The organism is Geothrix sp. 21YS21S-2 (assembly GCF_030846775.1).
In the GTDB taxonomy this organism is placed as follows: Bacteria; Acidobacteriota; Holophagae; order Holophagales; family Holophagaceae; genus Mesoterricola.
On the sequence record NZ_CP132910.1, the window covers coordinates 2653245 to 2676520 of the forward strand.

The 23276-nt window shown below is 65.3% G+C and carries 21 protein-coding genes and 1 tRNA gene; 9 read left to right on the forward strand and 13 right to left on the reverse strand.

The window, feature by feature from the left end:
- Positions 1-131: 131 nt before the first annotated feature.
- A complete protein-coding gene (locus RAH40_RS11620; protein ID WP_306597696.1) occupies positions 132-1412 on the reverse strand; it encodes a hypothetical protein in 1281 nt (426 codons plus the stop codon).
- 212 nt (positions 1413-1624) lie between these two features.
- The gene (gene rsmI, locus RAH40_RS11625) at positions 1625-2479 is read right to left on the reverse strand and encodes a 16S rRNA (cytidine(1402)-2'-O)-methyltransferase (protein WP_306597697.1); all 855 of its coding nucleotides are present in this window, start codon (positions 2477-2479) and stop codon (positions 1625-1627) included.
- A 58-nt stretch (positions 2480-2537) separates the two neighbouring features.
- Here rsmI and RAH40_RS11630 point away from each other — a divergent pair, with 58 nt between their 5' ends.
- Entirely contained in the window at positions 2538-3698 is a 1161-nt protein-coding gene (locus tag RAH40_RS11630) for a winged helix-turn-helix domain-containing protein (RefSeq protein ID WP_306597698.1), read from the forward strand.
- Positions 3699-3864: 166 nt separating this feature from the next.
- Here RAH40_RS11630 and cydB read toward each other — a convergent pair whose 3' ends face one another.
- Together cydB and RAH40_RS11640 are read right to left on the reverse strand one after the other, a co-directional pair.
- Entirely contained in the window at positions 3865-4911 is a 1047-nt protein-coding gene (cydB, locus tag RAH40_RS11635; RefSeq protein WP_306597699.1) for a cytochrome d ubiquinol oxidase subunit II, read from the reverse strand.
- Between the two features lie 10 nt (positions 4912-4921).
- The gene (locus RAH40_RS11640; RefSeq protein WP_306597700.1) at positions 4922-6244 is read right to left on the reverse strand and encodes a cytochrome ubiquinol oxidase subunit I; all 1323 of its coding nucleotides are present in this window, start codon (positions 6242-6244) and stop codon (positions 4922-4924) included.
- Positions 6245-6367: 123 nt separating this feature from the next.
- On the opposite strand from RAH40_RS11640, the gene RAH40_RS11645 reads away from it, so the two are divergent.
- Positions 6368-7258, forward strand: a complete 891-nt coding sequence (locus tag RAH40_RS11645; protein ID WP_306597701.1) for a DMT family transporter — start codon at positions 6368-6370, stop codon at positions 7256-7258.
- Positions 7259-7337: 79 nt separating this feature from the next.
- Complete coding sequence (locus RAH40_RS11650) at positions 7338-8657, forward strand: dicarboxylate/amino acid:cation symporter (protein ID WP_373432574.1); 1320 nt, start codon at positions 7338-7340, stop codon at positions 8655-8657.
- On the opposite strand, the gene RAH40_RS11655 is transcribed toward RAH40_RS11650, so the two are convergent.
- Together RAH40_RS11655 and meaB are read right to left on the reverse strand one after the other, a co-directional pair.
- Complete coding sequence (locus tag RAH40_RS11655; protein WP_306597703.1) at positions 8645-9814, reverse strand: hypothetical protein; 1170 nt, start codon at positions 9812-9814, stop codon at positions 8645-8647. The genes RAH40_RS11650 and RAH40_RS11655 overlap by 13 nt on opposite strands.
- Positions 9815-9844: 30 nt before the next feature.
- A complete protein-coding gene (gene meaB / locus RAH40_RS11660; RefSeq protein ID WP_306597704.1) occupies positions 9845-10780 on the reverse strand; it encodes a methylmalonyl Co-A mutase-associated GTPase MeaB in 936 nt (311 codons plus the stop codon).
- Between the two features lie 91 nt (positions 10781-10871).
- On the opposite strand from meaB, the gene RAH40_RS11665 reads away from it, so the two are divergent.
- From RAH40_RS11665 to RAH40_RS11675, 3 genes are read left to right on the forward strand one after another with little or no spacing between them, the layout of a single operon-like run.
- Complete coding sequence (locus RAH40_RS11665; protein WP_306597705.1) at positions 10872-11255, forward strand: hypothetical protein; 384 nt, start codon at positions 10872-10874, stop codon at positions 11253-11255.
- A gap of 19 nt (positions 11256-11274) precedes the next feature.
- Positions 11275-12393, forward strand: a complete 1119-nt coding sequence (locus RAH40_RS11670) for a hypothetical protein (RefSeq protein WP_306597706.1) — start codon at positions 11275-11277, stop codon at positions 12391-12393.
- A 6-nt stretch (positions 12394-12399) separates the two neighbouring features.
- Entirely contained in the window at positions 12400-14001 is a 1602-nt protein-coding gene (locus RAH40_RS11675) for a tetratricopeptide repeat protein (protein ID WP_306597707.1), read from the forward strand.
- Here RAH40_RS11675 and RAH40_RS11680 read toward each other — a convergent pair.
- The 3 genes from RAH40_RS11680 to RAH40_RS11690 all read right to left on the reverse strand — a co-directional run bounded on the left by RAH40_RS11680 (position 13998) and on the right by RAH40_RS11690 (position 17131).
- A complete protein-coding gene (locus tag RAH40_RS11680) occupies positions 13998-15104 on the reverse strand; it encodes a PilZ domain-containing protein (protein WP_306597708.1) in 1107 nt (368 codons plus the stop codon). The two genes, RAH40_RS11675 and RAH40_RS11680, sit on opposite strands and share 4 nt — an antisense overlap.
- A gap of 138 nt (positions 15105-15242) precedes the next feature.
- Positions 15243-16145 carry an SPFH domain-containing protein gene (locus RAH40_RS11685; protein WP_306597709.1) on the reverse strand — a complete coding sequence of 301 codons (903 nt, stop codon included), beginning with the start codon at positions 16143-16145 and terminating at the stop codon, positions 15243-15245.
- Positions 16145-17131: an SPFH domain-containing protein gene (locus RAH40_RS11690; RefSeq protein WP_306597710.1), complete on the reverse strand. Its 987-nt coding sequence runs from the start codon at positions 17129-17131 to the stop codon at positions 16145-16147. Before RAH40_RS11690 ends, RAH40_RS11685 begins: the two co-directional genes overlap by 1 nt.
- Positions 17132-17251: 120 nt before the next feature.
- Here RAH40_RS11690 and RAH40_RS11695 point away from each other — a divergent pair.
- From RAH40_RS11695 to RAH40_RS11705, 3 genes are all read left to right on the forward strand, one after another.
- Positions 17252-17328, forward strand: a tRNA-Pro gene (locus RAH40_RS11695).
- Between the two features lie 317 nt (positions 17329-17645).
- Positions 17646-19361, forward strand: coding sequence for a hypothetical protein (locus RAH40_RS11700; protein ID WP_306597711.1), 1716 nt, complete (start codon positions 17646-17648; stop codon positions 19359-19361).
- 183 nt (positions 19362-19544) lie between these two features.
- Complete coding sequence (locus RAH40_RS11705) at positions 19545-19790, forward strand: ATP-binding protein (protein WP_306597712.1); 246 nt, start codon at positions 19545-19547, stop codon at positions 19788-19790.
- Here the strand turns inward: RAH40_RS11705 and RAH40_RS11710 are convergent.
- From RAH40_RS11710 to RAH40_RS11725, 4 genes are all read right to left on the reverse strand, one after another.
- The gene (locus RAH40_RS11710; RefSeq protein WP_306597713.1) at positions 19712-20239 is read right to left on the reverse strand and encodes a transposase; all 528 of its coding nucleotides are present in this window, start codon (positions 20237-20239) and stop codon (positions 19712-19714) included. The genes RAH40_RS11705 and RAH40_RS11710 overlap by 79 nt on opposite strands.
- Before the next feature lie 135 nt (positions 20240-20374).
- Complete coding sequence (locus RAH40_RS11715; protein ID WP_306597714.1) at positions 20375-20992, reverse strand: DUF6036 family nucleotidyltransferase; 618 nt, start codon at positions 20990-20992, stop codon at positions 20375-20377.
- Positions 20979-21845 (reverse strand): helix-turn-helix domain-containing protein, encoded by an 867-nt coding sequence (locus RAH40_RS11720; protein WP_306597715.1) that lies wholly within the window; start codon positions 21843-21845, stop codon positions 20979-20981. The genes RAH40_RS11715 and RAH40_RS11720 overlap by 14 nt, the downstream gene beginning before the upstream one ends.
- Before the next feature lie 129 nt (positions 21846-21974).
- Positions 21975-23228, reverse strand: coding sequence for a site-specific integrase (locus RAH40_RS11725; RefSeq protein WP_306597716.1), 1254 nt, complete (start codon positions 23226-23228; stop codon positions 21975-21977).
- Between the last annotated feature and the right edge of the window lie 48 nt (positions 23229-23276).

The following is a 23276-nucleotide window of genomic DNA, read 5'->3' on the forward strand; positions in this document are numbered from 1 at the left end:
CAACCACAACATGCTTTTGTCCAATTGCAAAAAAATCGGGTTTTTCCCGGAAGCGGGCGTCCGGGGACCCGAAAAGGCCCGGGCACCCCCCGGTTGGGGGGTGCCCGAGCCCTTCAGTCGTTCGGTGGGGACTAGTAGCCGACCTGGACGGACAGGACGAGGCTGTCGCCGCCCTGGGCGCCGGACTGGCCGGCGATGGAGCGGAGGAAGTTCTTACTGCGCATGATGTAGTCGAGCTTCAGCTTGCCGTAGGTGTTCTTGGTGGGAACGAACACGTAGTTGTAGCCGATGGTGGTCTCGGTGTACTTGGGCGAGAAGTCGCCGCCGGCGTTGAGGCCGGTGGTGGGCTTGTAGGGATTGACCGTGCCGTAGAAGTCGTCGCCGGAGTTGTAGTTGAACATGTCGTAGCGCGCGCCGATCTGGTGGGCGCCCATCTTGTAGACGCCGGTGATCGCGTAGGCCTGGAACTTCTGGTCCAGGTGCTCGCGGCTCGGGGCGGCGGCGGCGGCGAAGAGGGTCGGGAAGCGGCGGCCAAGGTCGCCGGTCGCGAACTCACCCAGGATGTGAATCTTCTCGGTGTTGAAGGAGTAGAACAGGCCGGTCGCGGTGGTCTTGTCGCGGTTGTCCAGCAGGGCGGCCTGGGTGACGCCGGCAGCGGTCCAGTTGGCGGGCAGGGTGGCGGCCACGGTGGTGGAGGACTTCAGGTTGGTCTCGCCGGTGCGGTACCACAGGCCGAACTTGTGGGCGGGGGTGAAGCTGCCGTCGAAGCGGAAGGTGTAGTCCTTCTGCGCGTTCTGGTCCACGGCGGTCTTGCCCGCGGTGCCGTCGTCGGTGGTGCCGTTGGAGATGGCGGCGGTCACGTTGCCCTTGAAGGCGTCGGCCTTGCCGTAGCTGTAGGTGGCGATGACGCCGCGGTCGCGGCGCTCGCCGAGGATGCGGCTGATCTGGGCGCGGTCGAAGAAGTAGATGTCGCGGGCCGACATCAGGGTGGACTCGTACGTGGTCGGCATCTTCATCTGGCCGGCCTTGACGGTGACGCCCGTGCCCTTGGGGGTCCAGGTGATGACCCAGTCCTGCAGGGCCACGCCGGAGTTGGTGGTGGCGGCGTTGGCGGCGGAGGAGGTGTTGGTCAGGCTGGGGTCGAACATGATGTAGCCGGCCCACTCGTCGTTGATCTTGTAGTTGCAGTAGATTTCGGCGCGCTTGATGTTGAAGGTGTTCTCGGTGAAGCGGGAGTCGAGGCCGTAGTAGTTGGCCACCACGTTCTGCGCGCCGTTGTTGCGCAGGTTGGTGTCCATCATCTGGGTGTACCAGAATTCGGTCAGGATGTTGACCTTGACGTCCTGGGCCTGGGCGGCGAACCCGGCGGCGGTGAGAACGGCGGCGACGCCGAAGATGCGGGAAATCCTCATGGCTTGGCTCCTGTGAGGGGGTTGGGGTGGGTGGAACCTGAAACGTGCGGACGGATCCGGACCCGAGGCTCAGGGCCTGGGGCGAGAACCGGACTTGCGGAAGGAGGGGTTGAGCATCTAGGAAGAAATGGAACCACAAATCTTGACCAAAAGATCAATAATCCAGAATTTTCACATGAATTTTACGGAATGGTTGACCGCTTAAGTCGTGTTTATCGTTCAATTGCCATGCGATATACATCGCTCGCAGGGCGGCCGAGATGCCGGGCGAGGGGCTTGACCGCCTCCCTCAGCGTCATGCCCCCTTCCCGGGCGGCATCCAGGAACCGCACGGCCCATTCCGGCAGGGCCGCCTGGTCCTCCTCGATTTCCAAGTCCTCTGAAACCGTGCGTTTCGCGTCGGCGCCTGCCATCACGAGGACCATTTCCCCCCGGCCCTCCGAGCCCAGGGCCGCCTGCACCTGGGCCGGTGTCCCCCGGTACCAGGTCTCGTGGAGCTTGGTCAGTTCCCGGCCCAGGGCGATCTCCCGTTCCGGCACGATCTCCTCCAACTCCAATAAAGTTTCATGAATTCGATGGGGCGTCTCGAAGACCACCACCGTCTCCTCCTTGGCGGCCAGCCGGCGGAGAGCGGCCTTCCGGGGTTCGCTGCGGGAGGGCAGGTAGCCCCAGAAGCTGAAGGTGTGGCTGGGCAGGCCCGAAGCCACCACCGCCAGGGTCACCGCCGAAGGCCCCGGCAGCACCGTGACCCTGGCCCCGGCTTCCCGGGCCAGCCGCGCCAGCTCGAAACCCGGATCGTTGACGCCCGGCATGCCCGCGTCGGAGCAGTAGGCCACGGTGCGCCCCCCGGCCAGGGCCAGCGCCACGCGCTCCCGGGCCTCCAGCGGGGCGTGGTCGTCGAAGCGCGCCAGGGGCTTCTCGATGCCCAGGTGGGCCAGGAGGCCCCCGGTGCGCCGCGTGTCCTCGCAGGCCACCAGGTCGCATCCGGCGAGGGCGTCGCGCCCCCTTTCCGTCATGTCCCCCAGGTTGCCGAGGGGGGTAGGCACGAGGATGAGATGTCCAGCCAAGGGGGCCTCCACGGTTATTCTGGCAGACTTCAAGTTCCCCAACCGCCTGGACGAGCCCATGCCCCGGAAACCCGAACCCGTCACCCAAGCCCAGGCCCGGCGCCTGCTCCTGGCGGCCCAGGCCCTGATGGGCCCGCCCCCTGCGGGCCTGGACGCCCTGATCCGGCAGCTGGGCTACGTGCAGATGGACTCCATCAACGTGGTGGAGCGCGCCCACCACCTCATCCTCGGCAGCCGCCTGGAAGGCTACGCACCCGCCGATTTCGACGCCCTTTTCCAGGGCGACCGCAGGCTCTTCGAGCACTGGACCCACGACGCCTCGGCCATCCCCATGGCCTTCTACCCCCACTGGAAGGTGCGGTTCCCCCGCAGCCGCGCCCGGATCCTCCAGAACGCCTGGTGGCGGGAGCGCGTCGGGGACAAGGTGGACGAACTCCTGAACCTGGTCCTGGAGCGGATCCGCGTCGAGGGCCCCCTGCGCAGCGCCGACTTCGAGCACAAGCGGGACAGTCGCGCCAACGCGTGGTGGGGCTGGAAGCCGCAGAAGGCCGCCCTGGAGTTCCTCTGGCACGCCGGAGAGCTGGCTGTGGCGAAGCGCGTGAACTTCCACAAGGTGTACGACCTTCCCCAGCGGGTCTTCCCGCAGGCCCACGCCCTCCCGGCCTCCTCCCCCGGAGAGCACCGGGAGTGGGCCTGCGCCACCGCCCTGGACCGCCTGGGCGTGGCCACGCCCCGGGAGCTCGCCGCCTACTTCAACGCCCTGGACCCGACCGAGGCCGCGCAGTGGTGCGCCGCCGCCGTCAAGGCCGGCCGCGCCCGCCCCGTGGAGACCGAGGACGGCCGCAAGGCCTTCGCGGTCGAGGACTGGAAGGCGCGCGTCGCGGACCCGCCGGAGCGCACCGTCCTGCTCTGCCCCTTCGACCCCATCCTCCGGGACCGGGCCCGCGCGCTGCGCCTTTTCGATTTCGACTTCCGGTTCGAGGCGTTCGTGCCGGAGGAGAAGAGGCAGTACGGGTACTACGTGCTGCCGATCCTGGAAGGCGAGTCGCTGGTGGGCCGGCTCGACCCCAAGTTCCACCGGGAGCGGGGCGTCCTGGAGATCAAGGGGCTCTGGTTCGAGAAGGGCGTCCGCGCCACCAGGGCGCGCAAGGCCGCCGTGGCCCGCGCCGCCGAGGCCCTGGCCGCGCGCATCGGAGCGAAGGACGTGGACTGGACCTGATCGGGTCCTTTCTTCCTCGACGAACCTCGGCCCCTCGGCCACCTCGGCGATGCAATTCTGTTTCACGACCCTGCGGCGCGTTGAATCGATGCGCCGAAGGGTTCAAGAAAAGAAGGGCATCGCCGAGGTGGCCGAGGAGCCGAGGTTCGCCGAGCAAGGATAAGGGCTAGTAGCCTTCCCCGTCCGCGGCGGCCTGGACCTTGCCGCGGTGGATGCGGAACAGCATGGCGAAGTAGGCGATGACGATGGGGAACGCCAGCAGCCACCAGATCAGCCCCGACCGCATCCCGTAGGCCCCGACGTTGGCGTTGTGGGCGTCCAGGCTGAAGGCGGGATCGAGCGTCGACCGGAGCATCACCGGCCACACGCAGCCCGCGGTCGCGGCCAGGAGGCCCACGATGAAGGCGCCGGAACCCAGGAAAGCCAGGAGGGGGCGTTCCTTCCACAGGCCCGCGGCCACCGTCCCCAGGCCCGCCAGGAAGAGCGCCATGCCGGCCCAGGCCAGCGGGGCATGGGGAAGCCTCGCGTAGACCTCCGGATTCACCCAGGCGGTGGCGAAGGTGGCGCCGAGGGCCAGGGCGGCCACGGACGCCCACAGGGGGCGGGCCGCGGCGAGGCACCGCCGATGGACCGGGCCGGAGGTCTTCCAGGCCAGGAAGAGGGCGCCGTGGGCCGTGAGCGTGGCCAGCACCAGGAGGCCCATGAGCAGGGTGTACCAGTCCAGGATCCCCACGGGGTTCCCCACGCCCCAGTGGGTGAAGAGCGGGATGTTGAAGAAGCCCGAGCCGTCCAGGGGCACGCCCCGCACCACGTTGCCCAGGGCCGCGCCCAGGAGCACGGGCATGAGGGTGCTGGACACGGCGAAGGCCCCGTCCCAGAAGGCGCGCCAGAGGCGGTCCGCCACGTGGGACCGGAACTCGATGGAGATGCCCCGGAGGATCAGCGTCCAGATCACCATGAACATGGCCAGGTAGAACCCCGAGAAGCCCGCCGCCAGGACCTTGGGGAACCCCAGGAAGAGCAGGCCCCCGCCGGCCAGGAGCCACACCTCGTTGCCGTCCCACAGGGGGCCGATGGCCGCCAGCACCTCCCGGCGCTCCTTGTCGCTGCGCGCCACGAACAGGTGCAGCGCCCCCGCCCCGAAGTCGAAGCCGTCCATCACGGCGTATAGCGCCACCACCACCGACACCATCCAGAACCAGAGCATCTCCATGGCCGTCTCCTCAATGGCCTTCGGGGCCGTGGGCCACTTCCCGGGCCACCAGGAAGAGGTAGAGCAGGCCCAGCACCAGGTAGAGCCCGGCGAAGCCCAGGGTCGTGAACACCGTCTGGCCCGGGTGCACCAGGGCCGAGGTGCCCGCCGCCGTCCTCAGGAGCCCGAACACCGTCCAGGGCTGGCGCCCCAGTTCGGCCACCATCCATCCCGCGGAATTGGCGATGAAGGGGAAGGGGAAGGCCAGCATGATGCACCACAGGAGGGGCCGCGCGCGTTCCAGCCTCCCCCGGTACAGCAGGAGCGCGGCCAGCCCCATGAGCCCGATGAAGAGCGTGCCCAGGCCCACCATGATATGGAAGCCGTAGTAGAGCAGCTCCAGCTCCGTGGGCCAGGCGTCCCGGGGGAAATCATCCAGGCCCTTCACGTCGCTGGAGAAGGAGCCGTAGGCGATGAAGCTGAGGACCCCCGGGAGGCGCACCGGGTTGTCCAGGCGCTGCCGGGCCACGTCCGGCTGGCCGATGAGGTTCACCTCGGCGTAGCGCCCGCTCTTCCACCGCCCCTCCATGGCCGCCAGGGCCACGGGCTGGTGGCGCGCCACCTGCTTGCCGTTGAGGTCCCCCGTGGGGAAGGCCGCCGCGCAGGCCCCGATGAAGCCCGCCAGGACCCCCGCCTTCAGGTAGAGCCGGGCCTGGGCCGCGTGGATGCCCTGCAGGGTCCAGAAGGCGCCCACCGCCGCCACCACGAAGGCCCCGGTCACCACCGCCCCGGTCATGGTGTGCGCGTACTGCACCAGCCCCCAGGGGTTCGTCAGGAAGGCCCAGAAGTCCACCAGCTGCAGGCTCCCGTCCGCCAGCACCCGGTGGCCCACCGGATGCTGCATGAAGGCGTTGGTGGCCACGATGAAAAAGCCCGAGAGCCAGCTGCCCAGGAACAGGGCCAGGGCCGCGGCCGCGTGGAGCTTCGGGCCCAGCCGCTTCTCCCCCCAAACCAGCAGGCCCAGGAAGGTGCTCTCCAGGAAGAAGGCGAACATGCCCTCCATGGCCAGGGTCTGGCCGATGACCCCGCCGGCGTCCCGGGAGAAGCGCGCCCAGTTGGTGCCGAACTGGAACTCCAGCGGGATGCCCGTCACCACCCCCACCCCGAAGGTGAGGCCGAAGATGCGGATCCAGAACCGGGCCGCGGCGTCGAACCGCTCCTCCCCCCGGGCCAGGGCCAGCCCCTTGAAGACCACGATCAGGAGCGCGAGGCCCATGGTCAGCTGGGGGAACAGGTAGTGGAACGTCGCCGTGAACCCGAACTGGAACCGGTGCCAGAAAAGAAGACCATCCATGCCGACACTCCGATTCATTCGCTGCGACCTGGAAATAGTAGACCGGAATTGTTGGTTTAGACAAGGCGGGGGGAGACCTCGTAACATGATGCCAGGCGCCGGAGCGCCGGTTCCGGAGTCCGCATGGCCTACGCTGGCGAATTGGCAGCCCTCGCAACGTCCCTCTGCTGGGCCTTCAATTCGGTGTGCTTCACCGTGGCGGGCCGCCGGGTGGGTTCCCAGACGGTGAACGCGGCGCGGCTCTACATGGCCCTGGCCATGCTCGTGGGGGTGCACCTGGCGGCCTTCGGCACCGCCTTCCCCTTCCACGCGGGGGCCCAGCGGCTGGTGCCCCTGGCGGTGTCGGGCCTCATCGGCTTCGCCCTGGGGGACGCCCTGCTCTTCGAGGCCTTCCTGCTCCTGGGGGCCCGGGTGGCCATGCTCCTCATGACGCTCTCGCCCGTCTTCAGCGTGATCCTGGCCCGCGTCTTCCTGGGCCAGTCCCTGGGGCTCCCGAAGGTCGTGGCCATCCTCGCCACCCTCGCCGGGATCGCGTGGGTGGTGGCCGAAGGCCATGGCGAAAGCCAGCGGCCGAAGCACGCCACCCTGGGCGTCCTCCTGGGCATCGGCGGCGCCCTGGGCCAGTCCGTGGGCCTCATCCTGTCCGACGTGGGCATGCGGGGCGGCTTCCATCCGGTCTCGGCCAACCTGGTGCGGGTGGTGGCGGGCACCTTGGCTATAAGCGTCTGGTTCCTCCTCCGCGGGCAGTTCCTGGACTGCACCCGGCGCATGAAGGACATGAAGGCCTCGATCTACATCTTCGCGGGAGCCATCACGGGGCCGGTCATCGGGGTCGTGTTGTCCCTGTTCGCGATAACCCACACATCAATGGGCGTGGCGGCGACCCTCATGTCGCTTTCGCCGGTGCTGCTGCTGCCCATCTCCATGGCGGTATTCAAGGAGCGCGTCTCAAGCAGGGCGTGGGCTGGCACCATCCTGTCGATCGTGGGAGCGGCCGCCCTGTTCTGGATTTAGGATTTTTTACTCCTGTTTTCCTGAGAATTTCCGATACCTTTATCTGGAATCCCTTTCTCAGGAGAATAAGTTGAAGTTACTGCAAAAGCTAAGGCATAGCCTCTACCTCCAGGTCATCCTCGCAGTGCTCATCGGAGCGGCACTGGGATATTTCCGTCCCCAGTTCGCGGCCAGCATGCGCCCCCTGGGCGAGGGCTTCATCAAGCTCGTGAAGATGCTCATCGCCCCCATCATCTTCCTCACGGTCGTCATGGGCATCGCCAAGATGGGCGACATGAAGAAGGTGGGCCGCGTGGGCGGAAAGGGCATCCTCTACTTCGAGGTCCTCACCACCATCGCCCTGGCCATCGGCCTGGTCATCGCGAACGTGTTCAGGCCCGGGGCGGGCATGAACATCAATCCCGCCTCCCTGGACACCAAGTCCATCGCCGCCTACACCCACCCCGGGGCCCACCTCAGCACCATCGACTTCATCATGAACATCATCCCCAAGGACGTGGCCGACGCCTTCGCCAAGGGGGACATCCTCCAGATCCTCCTCTTCGCCATGCTCTTCGGCAGCGCCCTGGCCTTCATCAAGGATGACGGCATCCCGGTCATGAAGTTCCTGGACGGCCTGAACAAGGTCTTCTTCCGCCTGGTGGCCATGGTCATGCGCCTGGCCCCCATCGGCGCCTTCGGCGCCATGGCCTTCACCGTGGGCAAGTACGGGCTCCACTCCCTGGTGAGCCTGGGCAAGCTCATCGCCTGCTTCTACGCCACCAGCCTGCTGTTCGTCATCCTCATCCTGGGCGCGGTGATGAAGTACGCGGGCCTGAACATCTTCAAGTTCCTGCGGTACATCCGGGAGGAGATCCTGATCGTGCTGGGCACCTCCTCCTCGGAATCCGCCCTGCCCCTCATGATGGAGAAGATGGAGCGCCTGGGCTGCTCCAAGTCCGTGGTGGGCATGGTCATCCCCATGGGCTACTCCTTCAACCTGGACGGCACCTCCATCTACCTCACCCTGGCCTGCCTCTTCATCGCCCAGGCCACCAACACCCACGTCACCCTGACCCAGCAGCTCTACATCCTGGGCATCCTCCTCCTGACGTCCAAGGGCGCCGCGGCCGTCACCGGCGGCGGCTTCATCACCCTGGCGGCGACCCTTTCGGTGGTGGGCAACATCCCCGTCGCCGGGCTGGCCCTGCTGCTGGGCATCGACCGCTTCATGAGCGAGGCCCGGGCCATCACCAACCTCATCGGCAACGGCGTGGCCTCGGTGGCCGTTTCCAAGTGGGAGGGCGAACTGGATCTGGAGCGGGCCACCTACTTCCTGGACAACCCCAAGGTCGTCGAGGAGGAGGAGTACCAGCTGTCCCGGATCCCCGCCAATCCCGGCGTGGCCTACGAGGGGTAGAACATCTTGATCGTCTGGTCCAGGGCCTGGATGACCGCGAGGATCCGGAAGGGATCCACCGGCAGGAAGTCCACGGCCCCCAGGCCCAGGGCCCGGTTCCGCTTGAGGACGGCATCCTCCTCGGGCCCGGCCACCAGGACCGGCACGGGGCACCGCTCGTCCTTGACGAGCTTGCCGGCCAGTTCCATGCCGCTCATGGAACGCAGGCGCTGGTGCACCACCACGAGCTTCACGCGGCCCCAGTCGGAGCCCTCCACCCCGAGGGACTTGACCAGGGGCCGCACCTCGCCCCGGGCGAAGTCCAGCCCGGCCACCCCGAACCTCCGGCCCACGGCCTCGGCCATGCGGATCGAGAAGGGGGGTTCGCTGATGACCAGCACCAGCGGGTCCCGATCGGACAGCACCTGGAGGGTGGGCCCGGCCTTGACGACCTCGCCCTTGCTGCGGTCCGCGCGGACCCCCCGGGTCTGGAAGAGCTCCCGGTCCTTGCGGTCCTGGGCGATCATCGCCTCGTTGAGCCACATCCGGTAGGCCTTCAGGACGGGCGCGTCGTGCTTTTCCGTGAACCGGATGCCTACGACGCCCTCCTCCATGGTGTCGCACACGGCCTTGAGGACGAACTTGTTGTCCAGGTCCATGTTCAGTTCCATGGTCGTGGGGGTGTCCAGCTTGAGCTGTCCGTCCTTGACCGCGCCGCTGCCGTAGAGGGGCAGCAGGAGGCCGTCCTGGCCCAGGGCCCGGATGCGGGCGTCGCAGAAGTCCATGCTGGGGCTCGTGAACACCGCTCCCAGGGGCTTCTCGGGCAGGAAGTCCGAGAGCCCGCGGTAGTCCCGGCCCTTGAGCATGCGGGGCTGCTCCAGGTGGACGCAGTCCGATCCCTCGAGCTGGCCGAAGTCGGCCACCTCCACCGTGCCCTGGAACTTCCGGCCCCGGTCGAACACCGTCATGCGGTAGTGGTCGCCGACGTTCATGTTCCACTTGGTCCGCTCGGCCCCGGTGATGCCCACCAGGATCCGGCCCTCCACCTCCTCGAAAATGGGGAAGGTCCAGTCCCGGCCCTCCACCTTCATGGTGATGTCGCCGCCGGAGCGGCAAAGCCGCTGGAAGACCATCCGGATGGAGGCCGTGTCGTCGAGCTGGAAGAATTCCGCTGGCATGTCGAGATTATGTTCAGCGTCTGGGAAAACTCAACAACCAAGTACCTGATCTACCGCCGCATAGGGGTCCAGGACCCGGTCGGCGACGGCCTTAATGAGAAGTTCAACCTTTTCGGAGCCGGCTCGGGCGCGGGCCCGGCGGGCCGCCTCCTCCGCCAGGAGGCTGCCGAAGCGGAGCCGGGCCCGCTCCCGGGCCTTGACCTGAAAACCGCCGTGGGCCTTCAACCAGGTCCCGTGTTCCCGGATCTTTTCCAACAGCTCCGGGATCCCCTCCCCCTGGGCGGCAACGGTGCGAACCGCGGGGGGATCCCAGGCCTGGGCGGAGCCGAGGGACTTCATGGCCTGGATCTCCATCTCCACCTTCTCCACCCCGTCCCTGTCGGCCTTGTTGACGATGAAGATGTCCGCCACCTCCATGATGCCGGCCTTGATGGCCTGGATCTCGTCACCCATGCCCGGCACCAGGACCACGCAGCAGGTCTGCACGCAGCTCACGACATCCACCTCGTCCTGGCCCACGCCCACCGTCTCCACGATCACCACGTCCCACCCCGCGGCGTCCAGGAGGTCGATGGCGTCCTGCGTGGCCCTGGCCAGGCCCCCCAGGGCCCCCCGGGTGGCCATGGAGCGGATGAAGATGCCGGGGTCGGCCGCGATGCGACCCATGCGGATGCGGTCGCCCAGGATGGCGCCCCCGCTGAAGGGGGAGGTGGGGTCCACCGCGAGGATCCCCACGCGCCTGCCCTCGGCCCGGAGGGCGCGGGCCAGCTGGTCCGTGAGGGTCGATTTCCCGCTGCCCGGGGACCCCGTGAGGCCGATGACCACGGCGCGGCCCAGGTGGGGCCAGACGCTGGCCATGAGGGCCCTCGCCTCGGGGTGGCCGTTCTCCATCCACGTGATGGCCCGGGCCAGGGCCCTGGGGCTGCCGTCCAGGAGGGGTCGCAGGAGCCGGGAAGCGTTTTCCATGCCTCCAGGATGCCATTCCCGGGCCCGCCCCGGGGAGGCCCCCGCAGAGATGCTATGATTTCAGCGGTAGACAGCCACCCGAAGAGCGCAAATGACCCCACGACTCCCAGCCCAACCCAAGCCGCCCCCCGCCGAGCCCGCCTCCCCCGGCGTGGTGAAGATCCAGAAGCGCGAGGCCAAGCCCACCGTGACCACCCGGGAGAAGGTCTGCGCCACCTGCGGGCGCACCTTCCGGCTGTCCCCGGAGGAGAAGTTTTTCAACTGCCCGCACTGCTACAAGAAGACCCAGCCCGTGCGCAAGGCGGTACGCAAGAACGAAGCCCAGATCCTCACCCAGATCATCTGCGTGGAATGCGGGACCAAGGAATACGTGGACTTCGTCCCCACCGATCCCGCCGCGGCCTTCTGCGCATCCTGCTTTTCCCGGCGGAAGCGGGAACTTCAGGCCCAGAAGCCTCACAAAGAACGGCGATAGCCCTTATCCGGAGATCTGCATGAAACTCGGTATTCCTGCCCTGACGGCCACCCTCCTCGTGCTCGGCGGCGCCGCCTCGGCCCACGGCCAGGCCAAGGCCAAGGCCCCCGCCGCCAAGGGCCCCGCCAAGGAAAGCATCGAGGCCACCTTCGCGCGCCAGAACCTGGACCAGGTCCTGGACGCCGTCAATTCCGGCTGGTTCGGAAAGCCCTACCAGGACGTCCGCGCCGTGGACCTGGAAGGAACCCTCTCCATCAACTTCACCGCGGCCGCGGCCAACGCCAAGGTCGACCAGCTCGGCCAGGGCGCCGTCAAGGGCGGCCTCACCAAGGGCGGCACCGTCAACCTGAACCTCAAAGGCACCTACTTCGCCAACGCCGACTTCCGCACCGAGCTCAAGGGCGACTTCGGGACCCTGCTCTACTACCGCTCGGGCCTGAAGGGGTTCCTCTACAGCAAGGAGATGAACGCCTACACCACCAAGGTGGATCCGCCCCCGTCCGACGCCCCCGTGTCCTTCCTGGGGTGGTTCAGCCAGTGCGTCAACGAGGTGCGGGACGTGTACGTGAAGGGCTCCCTCTTCAAGGCCGCCATGGGCCGCGAGGACAGCGCCGGCGGCCAGATCCTGTCCTTCCAGTCGCCGACCTCCGCCTACGACCCCAAGAAGCGCGAGCAGAGCATGGCCGAGAGCCTGGGCTTCTGGAAGCGCGGCAAGCTCGACGTGGTCTTCGACAAGTCCACGAAGCTGCCCACGAAGATGAACTACAGCAACGACGCCCAGGGCATCACCACCCGCATGACCTTCCACTACACCGGCACCCGGCCCACCAGCGTGACCATCGAGAACCAGAGCCGGGGCATGGAAGGCCCGGCGTCCCTCACGATCTCCTACAACGGCGAGGGCCGCATCGACCACCTCGCCGGGCAGATGGGCTTTCCCGTGGGCACCATGAAGTTCGACGTGCACATGACCTGGACCCGGGACCGCAAGCTCCCCGGCACCATCCCCCCCGTCGGCGCCACCAAGAAGGGCGGCGACGAACTCGAGACCATGCTCCTGGTGAACCTCGCCGGGAAGGTGCTGGACCTCCAGCGCGGCGGCTTCAACATGCGGAGCGTGACGCTCACCAGCAAGTGAGGGACCATGCCCGACCCCGAGGCGCTGGCCAGCTGCTCCCTCGGGGACGAGGCGTTCGCCAGGGGTGACTACCCGGAAGCGGTCAGGGCCTACCGGAGGGCCCTGGCCGCTTCCCCCGTTCCGGAGGCCTCCAACAACCTGGGCAACGCCCTGATGCTCCTGGGCGACCTCCCCGGGGCGCTGGCGGCCTACCTGGAGGCGGACTGCCCCGACGCCTGGATCAACGCCAGCGTCGCCGCGCGGGCCCTGGGGGACCTGGACCAGGCTTCCGGGCTCCTCCAGCGGGCCCTCCAGGCGCAGCCCGGCAACGCCCTGGCCTTGGGGAGCCTGGGCAACCTGTTCAAGGACCTGGGCCGCATGGACGTGGCCCTGGCCTGCCACCGCGAGGCCCTGGCCCTGGACCCGGGCGACCCCGTCGCCATGGGCAACCTGGCCTACCTGCGCGCCTTCGATCCGGAGGCCTCGGCCGACGACGTCCTCCAGGAGGCACGGGCCTTCGACCGAATCCACGCCCAGGGCCTGCGCGGCGCGGCGCCGAGGGGCGGGCCCGGCCCCAGGCTGCGGATCGGGTACGTCTCTCCGGATTTCCGCTACCACTGCCAGGCCTTCTTCACCGTACCCCTCTTCACCCACCACGACCGCCGGGCCTTCGAGATCCACGCCTACTCCAGCGTGCGGCATCCGGACGCCGTCACGGAGCAGCTCCGGGCCTGCTGCGACGTCTGGCGGGACTGCGCGGGCCTGACCGACGAGGCGCTGGCTGCCCTCGTGCGCGCCGACGGCATCGACATCCTGGTGGATCTCACCATGCACATGGCCGGCGGCCGCCCCCTGCTCTTCGCCCGCGGACCCGCACCCGCCCAGGTGGCCTGGCTCGCGTATCCCGGCACCACGGGCCTGTCGGCCATGGACTACCGCCTCACGGACCCCTACCTGGACCCCCCCGGCATCACGGACGCCGGGTATGCCGAGCGCTCCATCCGGCTGCCCCACACCTTCTGGTGCTACCACCCCCTGGCCGAGGGACCCGGCCCCGGCCCCCTCCCGGCCCTGGCCGCGGGCCACGTCACCTTCGGGTGCCTGAACAATCCCTGCAAGGTGAACCGGGCCGTCCTGGCCCTGTGGGACCGCGTCCTGCAGGCCGTACCCGGCTCACGCCTGCGCCTCCTGGCCCACGCCGGCCGCCACCGTCAGCTGATCCTGGACGCCTTCACGGACCCCGCCCGCATCGACTTCACCCCCTTCCTGCCCCGCCGGGACTACCTGGAGCTGTACCGGACCATCGACATCTGCCTGGACACCTTCCCCTACAACGGCCACACCACCAGCCTCGACGCCTTCTGGATGGGCGTGCCCGTGGTGACCCGGGTGGGCGCCACCGTGGTGGGCCGCGCGGGCTGGAGCCAGCTCCGGAACCTGGGTCTCCCGGAGCTGGCCGCCTGGGACGACGACAGCTTCGTGGGGATCGCCGCGGAACTCGCCGGGGACCTGCCGCGCCTGGCGGAGCTGCGGGCCGGCCTGAGGCCGCGCATGGAAGCCTCCCCGCTCATGGACGCCGGGCGCTTCGCCCGGGACATCGAGGCGGCCTACCGCAGGATGGCGACCTAGCGCACGAGGTAGGAGAACACGCCGCCCACCTGTTTCGCCAGCTGGGCAAGCCCTTGGCCCTCGATGGAGAAGCCCATGAGCGCCTCCCAGTCGTTGGCCAGCTGGAGGAGGACCGAAGCCCCCAGCCCCGCCCCTCCCAGGAGGAAGAACGGCACCTTGCCGCGGATGGGTTCCAGCAGCGTCCCGGCCCGGGCCCGGTGCTCGTGGTCGGCCCCGTCCAGGTAGACGAGGGCCATGACGCCCTTGGCTTCCGTCAGGGCCCGCATGGTCTGGACGGTGGCGGGATAGCGGTGGAGGGGGGGCAGCCCGGCCAGGAGGGTTCGAAGGCGCTCCTCCAGATCGGGGGGCCCGCCCACCAGGGCGATGCAGGGGCCTTCCGCCAGGAAGGCGGGTTTCGCGGCGTGGTCCCCGGCCTTCTCCTGTTCGCGGCTGGCGAACTGGTGGTAGGCCTCCTCCTTCTTCTGGAAGGTCCACCGGGAGAGGTCGTCGAGGAGGTTGCCCGAGAGGGTCGGCCGGAACTCCAGGCCCACGCTCCGGTCGCCCACGTGGCGGACCTTGGCCTGGCCGTTGATCAGGATCCCGGGGGTCAGGGGGATGCTCACATGGATGACGTCGTCCAGGAGGATCTCCCCGTCCTCGAACTCCCTGCTGGAGAAGATCCGCGCCCCGCCCGTGCTGATGTTGACGAGGCTGCCGGTGAGGAGGTCGTACTTCCGGGAGCTGAAGGTCACCTGGATCCGCCCCACCTTCTCCACCCGGAAGGCCCGCCTGAACTCGTCGCTCTCGAGGACGGCGGGCCGCGACAGCCGAAGGGACTTGCGCCCCCGGGCCATCCCGATGCCCAGGAGCGAGGTGGACGCGCGGAAGATCCGGGGCCCGTGGGGGAAGCGGAGGGTGAGGCTGGGCGATTTCAGGCCGTAGAGGGCGTCCTCCCGGCTCATGGTCGCGGTGACGTGGACGACCTCCTGGTCCAGCAGGAGGAAGTTCAGCTCGAACTTGGCGTACGGCGTCGAGAGGAAGGCCAGTTCGTTGCGGTCGCACACGTTCCGCAGGATCTCCTGGATCGTGTCGAAGTTGCGAATGATGGCGCTTTCATCGCTCACGCTTGTTTCCGTCTATTTTAAAACAGATTCTGGGGGAGTTGAATTAAATCCGGATTCAACCCTAGCGGATCGTGATGATGTTCTCATTATATTCCCCGCGCGCCCGCGCGCCAGCGGCGAGTTCCGGGGGTTGGACCCCTACCGCGGCCGCGGGGCCTCCGGGGCGGCCGCCAGGAGATCCGCAAGCAGGGCGGGCCGGGCCGGGATCAGGGTGATGGCCCCCTTCCCCGCAAGCATCTTCTGGGTCTCCAGCACGTCGAACATGGCCCGGGCCACGGCGGGATCCCGCGAGATCTCGTCCAGCGCCGACCCCACAATCTCGGGCCGCACGGCCCCGGCCTTGGCGAACTCCACCGCCGCCTGGCGCTCGGCGGTGCTGGTGATGATGTTCACCTGGTTGGTGCCGTCCTGCTTGATGCTGGAGGTCACCTGCCGCAGACGGTTCACGACCTTGCTCTCGATCTGCCGGATCATGTCCGCGTCCCGGAAGTGGACCTTGCGGATGTAGATGGAGCCCAGCTTGTAGCCCCAGTCGTGGGAGAGCGGCGAGACCTCGTTGCGCACGGTCTGGCTCATGGCGTGGCGGTTGGCCATCATGTCCGCCAGGGGCATGTTGCTCAGGCACCGCACGGTGGAATTGCTGACGTTGGCGGCCAGGGAACCTCGGGGGTCGGTGTTCTTGAAGAGGTAGGCCACGGGGTCGCTGATGAACATCTCGTACCATATGCCGATGCCCATGGGCGCGCCTTCCTCCGAGTTCACGGGGGCGCTGCGCAGGTATTCCTGGTCCAGCCGGTAGTCGATCTCGTAGCAGCGCCCCAGGAACTTCACGAAGGGAGCGCGCCAGCCCAGGCGCAGCCAGAGGAAGTGGAGGCCGGGCTCGTCCAATACGCCCACGACCTTGCCGAAAAGCACGTACACCAGGCACCGGCGCTCCTGCACGATGGCGTAGAAGCCGACGGCCCGCAGCAGCCCCAGCAGGAGGGGCACGACGAGGAAGCAGGCGATGAAGGTGATGGCGGCGACGATGAGGGTTTCCATCACTTCACCTCCAGCACGATGCGGCCGGCTTCCGAATAGAGCCCCAGGCGCACGTTGCGCACATAGGCGTCCAGCGCCCCCTCGCCGCCCTTGTCCTTGAGCAGGCCGATCTGCGAGGCCAGGAGCCGCAGGGGCTCGACTTCCGCCTGGGCCTTGAGCGTCTCGATCTCCACCGCGCGCCGGGACTGGACGATCTTCTGGTCCGCCGACGCCTGGGCCAGGCTGATGTCCGAGGAAACCTGGTTGTGGGCCGTGTTGATGGCCGCCAGGGCCGATTCCACGTCGGGCGGCGGATCGATGGCCGTGATGAGCGAGGCCTCCAGGAGCATCCCGTAGCGCGCCTGGGCCGACGCGCACTCCTTGTCCATGTGCTCGTTGAGGTCCCGCAGGTTCTTGCGCAGGTCGTTGATGGAGATCCCCGTCTGCACCGCCGGGACGCCGTCCGCGTCGGCCGGCGCCTCGAAGTTGGCGATGCGCTCCCGGAGCACCGACACGAAGTAGCCCATGACGTGCGCGATGGGATTCTTGACGCCGAAGAGGAAGGCATAGAGATTGCGGTCGCTGATGCGGAACCGGATCTGCCCCGTGAGCCCCGTGTTGAGCTGGTCCTTGGTCACCGCCTCCAGCACCGTCCCCCCGCTGTTGGCCGAGGGCATCGCCGGATCCCACGCCATGCTGACCGTCTCCGTGGCCACCGACACCTTGTACACCCGCTCCCAGGGCCACTTGAAGTACGGCCCCCCCGGCGGAATGACCCGCACCTGCGGCACCGCATAGCGCTCCCGCTCCTCCGGCGTGAGCATCGCCGAGATGGGATCCTCCGCCGTCGTGGCCGTCCCCACCCGCTCCGCCCGCCCGAAGGAGGTCTTCACCGCCCGCTGGTTCTGGTCCACCGTGTAGATCCCCGCCGCCAGATACCGCACCAGGAACCACGCGATGAACCCCAGGGCGCAGCCCAGGGGGATGCCGGCGGAAAGATCGATCATGACTGCGCTCCTCGGAGGTATGCGCAAGTATGACGGGTCCCATGCGAAGGAGTGTGAAATTCAAGAGATCCCCGGGCGCCTTGGGACCGGGGCGCCGCCTTGCTATACTTGCCCTTCAGTCGGGGCGTGGCGCAGCCTGGTAGCGCATCTGCTTTGGGAGCAGAGGGTCGTAGGTTCGAATCCTATCGCCCCGACCAATAAAGTCAGACACTTAGGCCTGCCAAGTTGGCGGGTCTTTTCGTTCGAGACACTCCCAGGACACTTTTAGGCAAGCGCCTCAACTCAGAACCATGGCCACTTGAGGGCAGCCTTTCCTACTCAAAACGGGATCAGGTGCGCCACGGGGAGGTATGACTGAACTCGCCTCTTGAGGGCATCTCTTCCCCCGAGGGGAGCCCCAGGTAAATGCCGTTTCTAATCCGTTCCATTTCGCTCCAAGGGCTTGGCCATAGACCGTAGACCTAACTTATGTCACATTTGATGAACAACCCAAGTTGGCTGCAGTTTGAGGCCTATGCAAAAATTTGATGAAGTGGCATTTCGCAAGATTGCCCGGGCACCAGGTACCGGCAAGACGGAATGGCTTTTAAGGGCGGAAGACTCAATCGCCTTCCTGAAAGGGAATGCGCATCGCGATGAGATCGTGATTTACGCCACCTCTGATGCTGTTCTGATCCACGGGGTGCTGGCCAGGACAGAAAAGGTCACGCCGGCTGATCAGGCTGACCTTCTCAACGCCTACGTCTTGCCGGATGAAAGTTGGTGCATTCAGAGAGCTTGGGGAGGTGGCAAGGGACACAGGATCTATCTGGAGCCGCCACTAAGCAATTCGGGATGCAAGACCTTAAAGGGCGGCGAGAAGCTGATCTTCCGCCGATCGTTCACTGGAGTTACCGAGGGCCCTGCTCCGGTTGAAGTCAGCCAAAAGCTCGTACATTGCCTTGATCTTTACTGGGTTGAGGAACGCAGTGCCTATTGTCGCCTCGACAAACGCGGCGATATCGAGGATGTGATTCGTGTAATTTGGCTAAAAGGTCCAGGGACGAAAGAGCGCGATGTTGTAGTGACCATCCTTGTCAAGGACCTCACTACCTATATGGCTGTTGCAGGAATGTCATTAGTCCTCAAGTTCGATTTCACACGTTTTGATCCGAAGGCGTTCGGCGGATGGGACCAAGATCGACAAGTGCGGAAAGCTTCTGCAGCGGACCTTTTCTACACACTCGGCGTTTCAGCCAACGCCAGCTATGCCAATGGCTTCATGATCCTCCGGCCGAATGTGACCGTTAAGGACCTTATCCAGGAATGGAAGGACGAGGAGAATCCTAGAAAAAAACTATACGCAACATTCAAGATCCAAGATTGGAAAAATAAACGACTATTAGAAATTTCATGCGCACCCGATTTCCTCTCAAATTATTTTGAACAGTCTGATAAACCATTCGAAGTCTCCCCCGCCTTCTTTCGATCAGAAGTTTTGACGCGCTTCAAGAGCGACCCCGAAAAGTACGATCTACAGGATCGTTCAATCAGTTGCCGAAATGCTTGGCACTTAGAAACATACGACATCAATGAAGTCGGCCAGGTTCACACCTATATCGTATACCTTGCTAGACTACCTTATGAAGAGCAGTGCTATTGGCAGTCATTTAACGAATGGCCAAAAGCCCCAATCTCAACGCGCGCTTATGAGAACGATTTTTTAGGCGCATTCAGCAGCGAATATGACCCATTGCGCGCAATAAAAAACAAGATCCATCAACTCGACGAAAATCCTCCAATCTGGTGGAACTCTCGCGGCGAGGATCTATTAAATGCCGCCCGATACCCGGCGACCGATTCCGTCTCAGAGTGGGGTGATGAAATCCTTGCCCTGGACCAGTTATTGAACGAGGGGTTCCTTCCAAAGCCGCTGCAGAGTCTGCTCGAAAACCTTGGAAGGAAAGTTGATAAGCAATGGAAATCTATACGCCTCCTTCAGGATTATCTAGAAGCCCATGGTAGGAGCACCGACGAAGCTCGGACGATAATGGAACCACTGGCAAGATTGCATGGCTTGCGAAACCCACTAAAGGGCCACGGCTCAACTAATGAGCGCAAGGCCGCACAGAAACAGGCGCGGTCCGAGCACGGAACCCTTCGTGCGCATTACACAGCGCTGGCCGCAGGATGCGACAATGCTCTCGAAACCACCCTAAAGGCCTTTGGCTTTGGCGACACCACCTTGTGATTTTCAGTTAAGTTGCTAAATTTTTTTCGGCATGGCGTCAGAGACATCCGACTTCACGATTGGCTATACAGGATCGCCCTCCAATCAACGTGGGGTCCAATGATTTTCAATCTCCTTAGATCTAGATGTCGACCTTTTAGTTCCCTTGCGCAATCGTCAAGGTATTCTTGGATTTTTTCGAATATGACCTTGTTTGAAGCCCCCTTTGGTACATCTAACTCGGGCGCAAGCTTCCAGGTTCTGTACTCGAATATCTTTTTTCTTGTTCGTGTAATCCTCCTACTGGGGCCGCCCGGCGTCGGTAAGACCCACCTGGCTATCGGCCTCGGCCGGAAGGCCATTCAGCAGGGCTACAGCTGCCGGTTCATCACTGCCCTGGACGTAGTCCACCAGCTCACCGTGGGATACATCGCATCCAGCCAGATGTAACGGAAAGGCCCATCCAGCGGGCGTTCCCGAAAGGCCGTCACCTCCACGTCCAGTTCCTTGGCCAACCGGGAGACCTCGCTTCTGGACATCCCCTTGGCCCCCATGGCCTCGACCAGATGCTCGACCTTCCGGGTGGAGACCCCGGCTACGTAAGCTTCCGAGACCACGATCATGAAGGCCCGTTCCCAGTGCCTGCGCGGCTCCAGGAAGTCCGGAAGGTAGCTCCCTTGCCGGAGCTTCGGGATTTTCAGGGCCATGGTTCCCAGGCGGGTTTCCCAATCCCGCTCCCGGTAGCCATTCCGGTGGTTCTCCCGCAGCGGCGAACGCTCCCCGACCTCGGCCTGGCAAAGCGCCGTGACGTCGCTGTCCATGATCCGCTCCAAGGTCGTCATCACCAGCTGGCGCAGGAAATCCCCGCTGCCTTCCTCCAAAACCTTGCCCAGGGCCACAAGGCCCTCCACACTGTCTCTGGCCATCGTTTTCCGCTCCTATGTTCGTTCGGCAAAAACAAACATACGGGGAACGGTGGCCACCTGTCTGCCTACCCGGCTCTTACACCACTCCCTGGGACTCTATCAAGAAGCTCAATCCTCCGATTCATAGGGATTGGCCCTCAGGTCGATGGCGGTCTCAGAAACCAGGAAGATATCCCGCTCAACCTGGTGGAAGTTGTCGACGATCCTGGGGTAGTCATCCGCAAAGGCTTGTCCCCTGCAGTGGTCGATGGCCGACAGGAAGCGGTCCCGGAAAAGGGCGTAGTCAAGCTTCTGAAGCCTCACCATGGCCCCAAGGTCGGCCTGATCGTTTGCGTTGAACCGCTTGAGCTTGGTGACGCAAGGATCCGTGATGTCCATGACCTCGACTTCGAAGCAGCGGAGCGCGGAGGAGATCTCCGGCAATGGGTGATAGGCCACGGCATTGGGCATGAAAAGGATCCCGCTGGGAACAATATCCAGATAGATGCCATGCCGATTGGCCAGACCGGTCCCCTTTCCGCCGAGATTGAGCAAATCCGCTTTGACGGTTCGATGGATCAGGGCGCTTTCGAGCACATCCCCGTCCTTGGTGCCGCGGATGTAATGGGCCTGGATCATGAGGGCCACCGAACCCAGGATCCGAAGCCCGACCTTCGGGGCCTCGGCCGGCCTTTGGCTGGCGTAGAGGCGGTCAAGGTCTTGAAGGAATGTCTCAAACGGTGTCATTGGGATTCCGGATTTCGTTGAGGTCCAAGCCGGCCTTCAGGGCGTCGTGGAAGTCCTGGAGCTGGAGGTTGGAGACGACGCCCCAGCGCCGGCTGACGGGGTCGGCGGCAACCCACAGGTTGCTGACGGTCTTCCAGGACTGAGCCTTCCCTCCCAGCACATCCAGATGGGAGAGAGCCTCCTCCCAACCCGGACCGGATGCGTGGCCCGGCCCGACGGCCTCGAGGGCGCTGGACCACCCTTCGGTCAGGGGTACCCGGACGGCCAGGAAGTTCCTGAGGGCGGTTTCCGCTTGGCGAAGCGGCCTTGCATTGTAGCTGGTGAGATTGCTTGCACATGCGCCAAGGGCCTCGGCCACGTTCTCCAGGGCCCACCCAAGCCGGTTCTGGAGGCCATAGTCAACGAACCTGGCCCAGAGCCGCTTCAGGTCGACCTTGTCGTGGTTCCGGGCGAGGACCGGGGCGATGGCCGTGATCTGGCGCGGATTCCGGCCATCCAGGAGGACTTCCCGCAGGGTGGTTTCGACGTCCTGGTTGAGGGTGCTGGGCAGAACCCGGGGATCCTGGGAAAGGTGGTCGGCCCCCTGCTGGGCGAGGGCACGCTGGAATTCGGCTTCCGGATCCCGCTTGGCCAGATCGAAGGCCTGGGGCACCTCGTTGAAGATCTTGAGGACTTCCAGGAGCTGTTCAGCGGTAAGGGAGCCTTCCCCTTTCTCCACATAGGAAAGCCAAGCCTGGGAAACACCGAGCTGCCGGGCGAGGAAGGCCTGGGACATGCTGCGATGCTTTCGCAATTCACGAAGCTTTTGGCCGATATGCCTTCTAAGTTCATGTTTCCAGGTCGCTTCGATCACTTTAATGATTACTCCATCAAGATACTTATAATTTTATTCCTTCTTCCTTTTTTGTCAATGCTTGTGTCGGCTTAAACGGGTCGAACAGCGCCATTCCTTCCTGACTGGATGGGCAGGGGGCCCACCGTTTCAAGCGGAGGCCTCGCTACCCTCTCCGTGGGGATCTGCCGATGGACCGTTCACCTTCTCCCCGAGCCTGGGTTTGCGCCCATCCAGGGCCGCGGCGATCCAATCCGAGGTCGCCTGGCTTGCCTCCGCCAGGATTCCCCCGGCTGCGCTCAGCCGCGTGTAGACCCCTGCGACCCCCGCGACCTTGTGCCCCAGCAGGGCATCGAAGACCTGGGGCGGGTATCCGAGTTCCGCGCAGACCGTGTTGAACGTCCTTCGCAGGTCGTGAATGACGGCGTCGGGGACGAAGACTTTCCTTCGCCCTACCTTCTCCACCTTCCCCAGGCTCGCGTCCTCGGTGACGTTTTCCCAGACTCGCTTGATGGAATTCAAGGGCCCGTCGGTCGGAACGTGCTTCACCTTGCGCGTCCCATCCTCCTGAAGTTCCGTGACCCGCTTGAAATACCCGGGAAAGACGTAGTGCGAGATTCGCACTTCCGCCCGGGCCTTCAGGATGGCCAGGAGATGGGAGTTGATGGGCAGGACCTTGGCTCCGGCCTTCCGGCTGGTTTTGTGGACCCGGAAGGTCATGGTGTTCCGGTTGAAATCGATATCCAGCCAGCGCAGACCCAGCGCTTCATTCATCCGAAGTCCTGACAGGGCCAGGAAGCGGATGGGATCGGGATCCAGGCGTGTTCCCTCCAGGGCATGCAGGGCCGCACCCAGGGACTCCAGTTCCTTTCCGGAAAGGACGCGGTCCCGGGATTCCTCGGAGTGGCGTTCGAGGTGGGTCACCGGGTTGGTGCCCATGGCACGCCATCCCTTCCGCTCGGCGATGTTGAGCAGGCGTCGAAGGAGGGTCACGCAGCGGTTCGCGGTGACTTCGTACCCTTCCTTCATGATCTTTCGGTAGAAGGACTCCACGTCCGCCAGGGTGAGGTCCCTCACCAGGCGCCGACCCAGTTCCGGGAGGATCCGGTTCAGCAGGGATTCGTATCTGGCCTGGGAGTGCGGGCGGAGCTTCGATTTGTAGTCCTCGCGCCAGCAGCCCACGAGTTCCTCCAGGTCCCGGGCCTCGTCAGTGGTCCAGCATGAGGCGCTGCCGATGGTGGCCTGGATCTTCCGCTTGTCGCGGGTGAACTGGAAGACGTAGCTCTTGGCTCCGTTGGGCGTGACCCGGAGGCCGAAACCCTTCACTTCGATGTCCCACACGCGGATGACGGTGGGGCCCGGCTTTAGCCGCTCTACAAAGGAATCTGAAAGTCGTTTCCGCATCGGTGCTCCTGGGTGTCATGGATGAAAACCGGAACACCTTCGTGACAC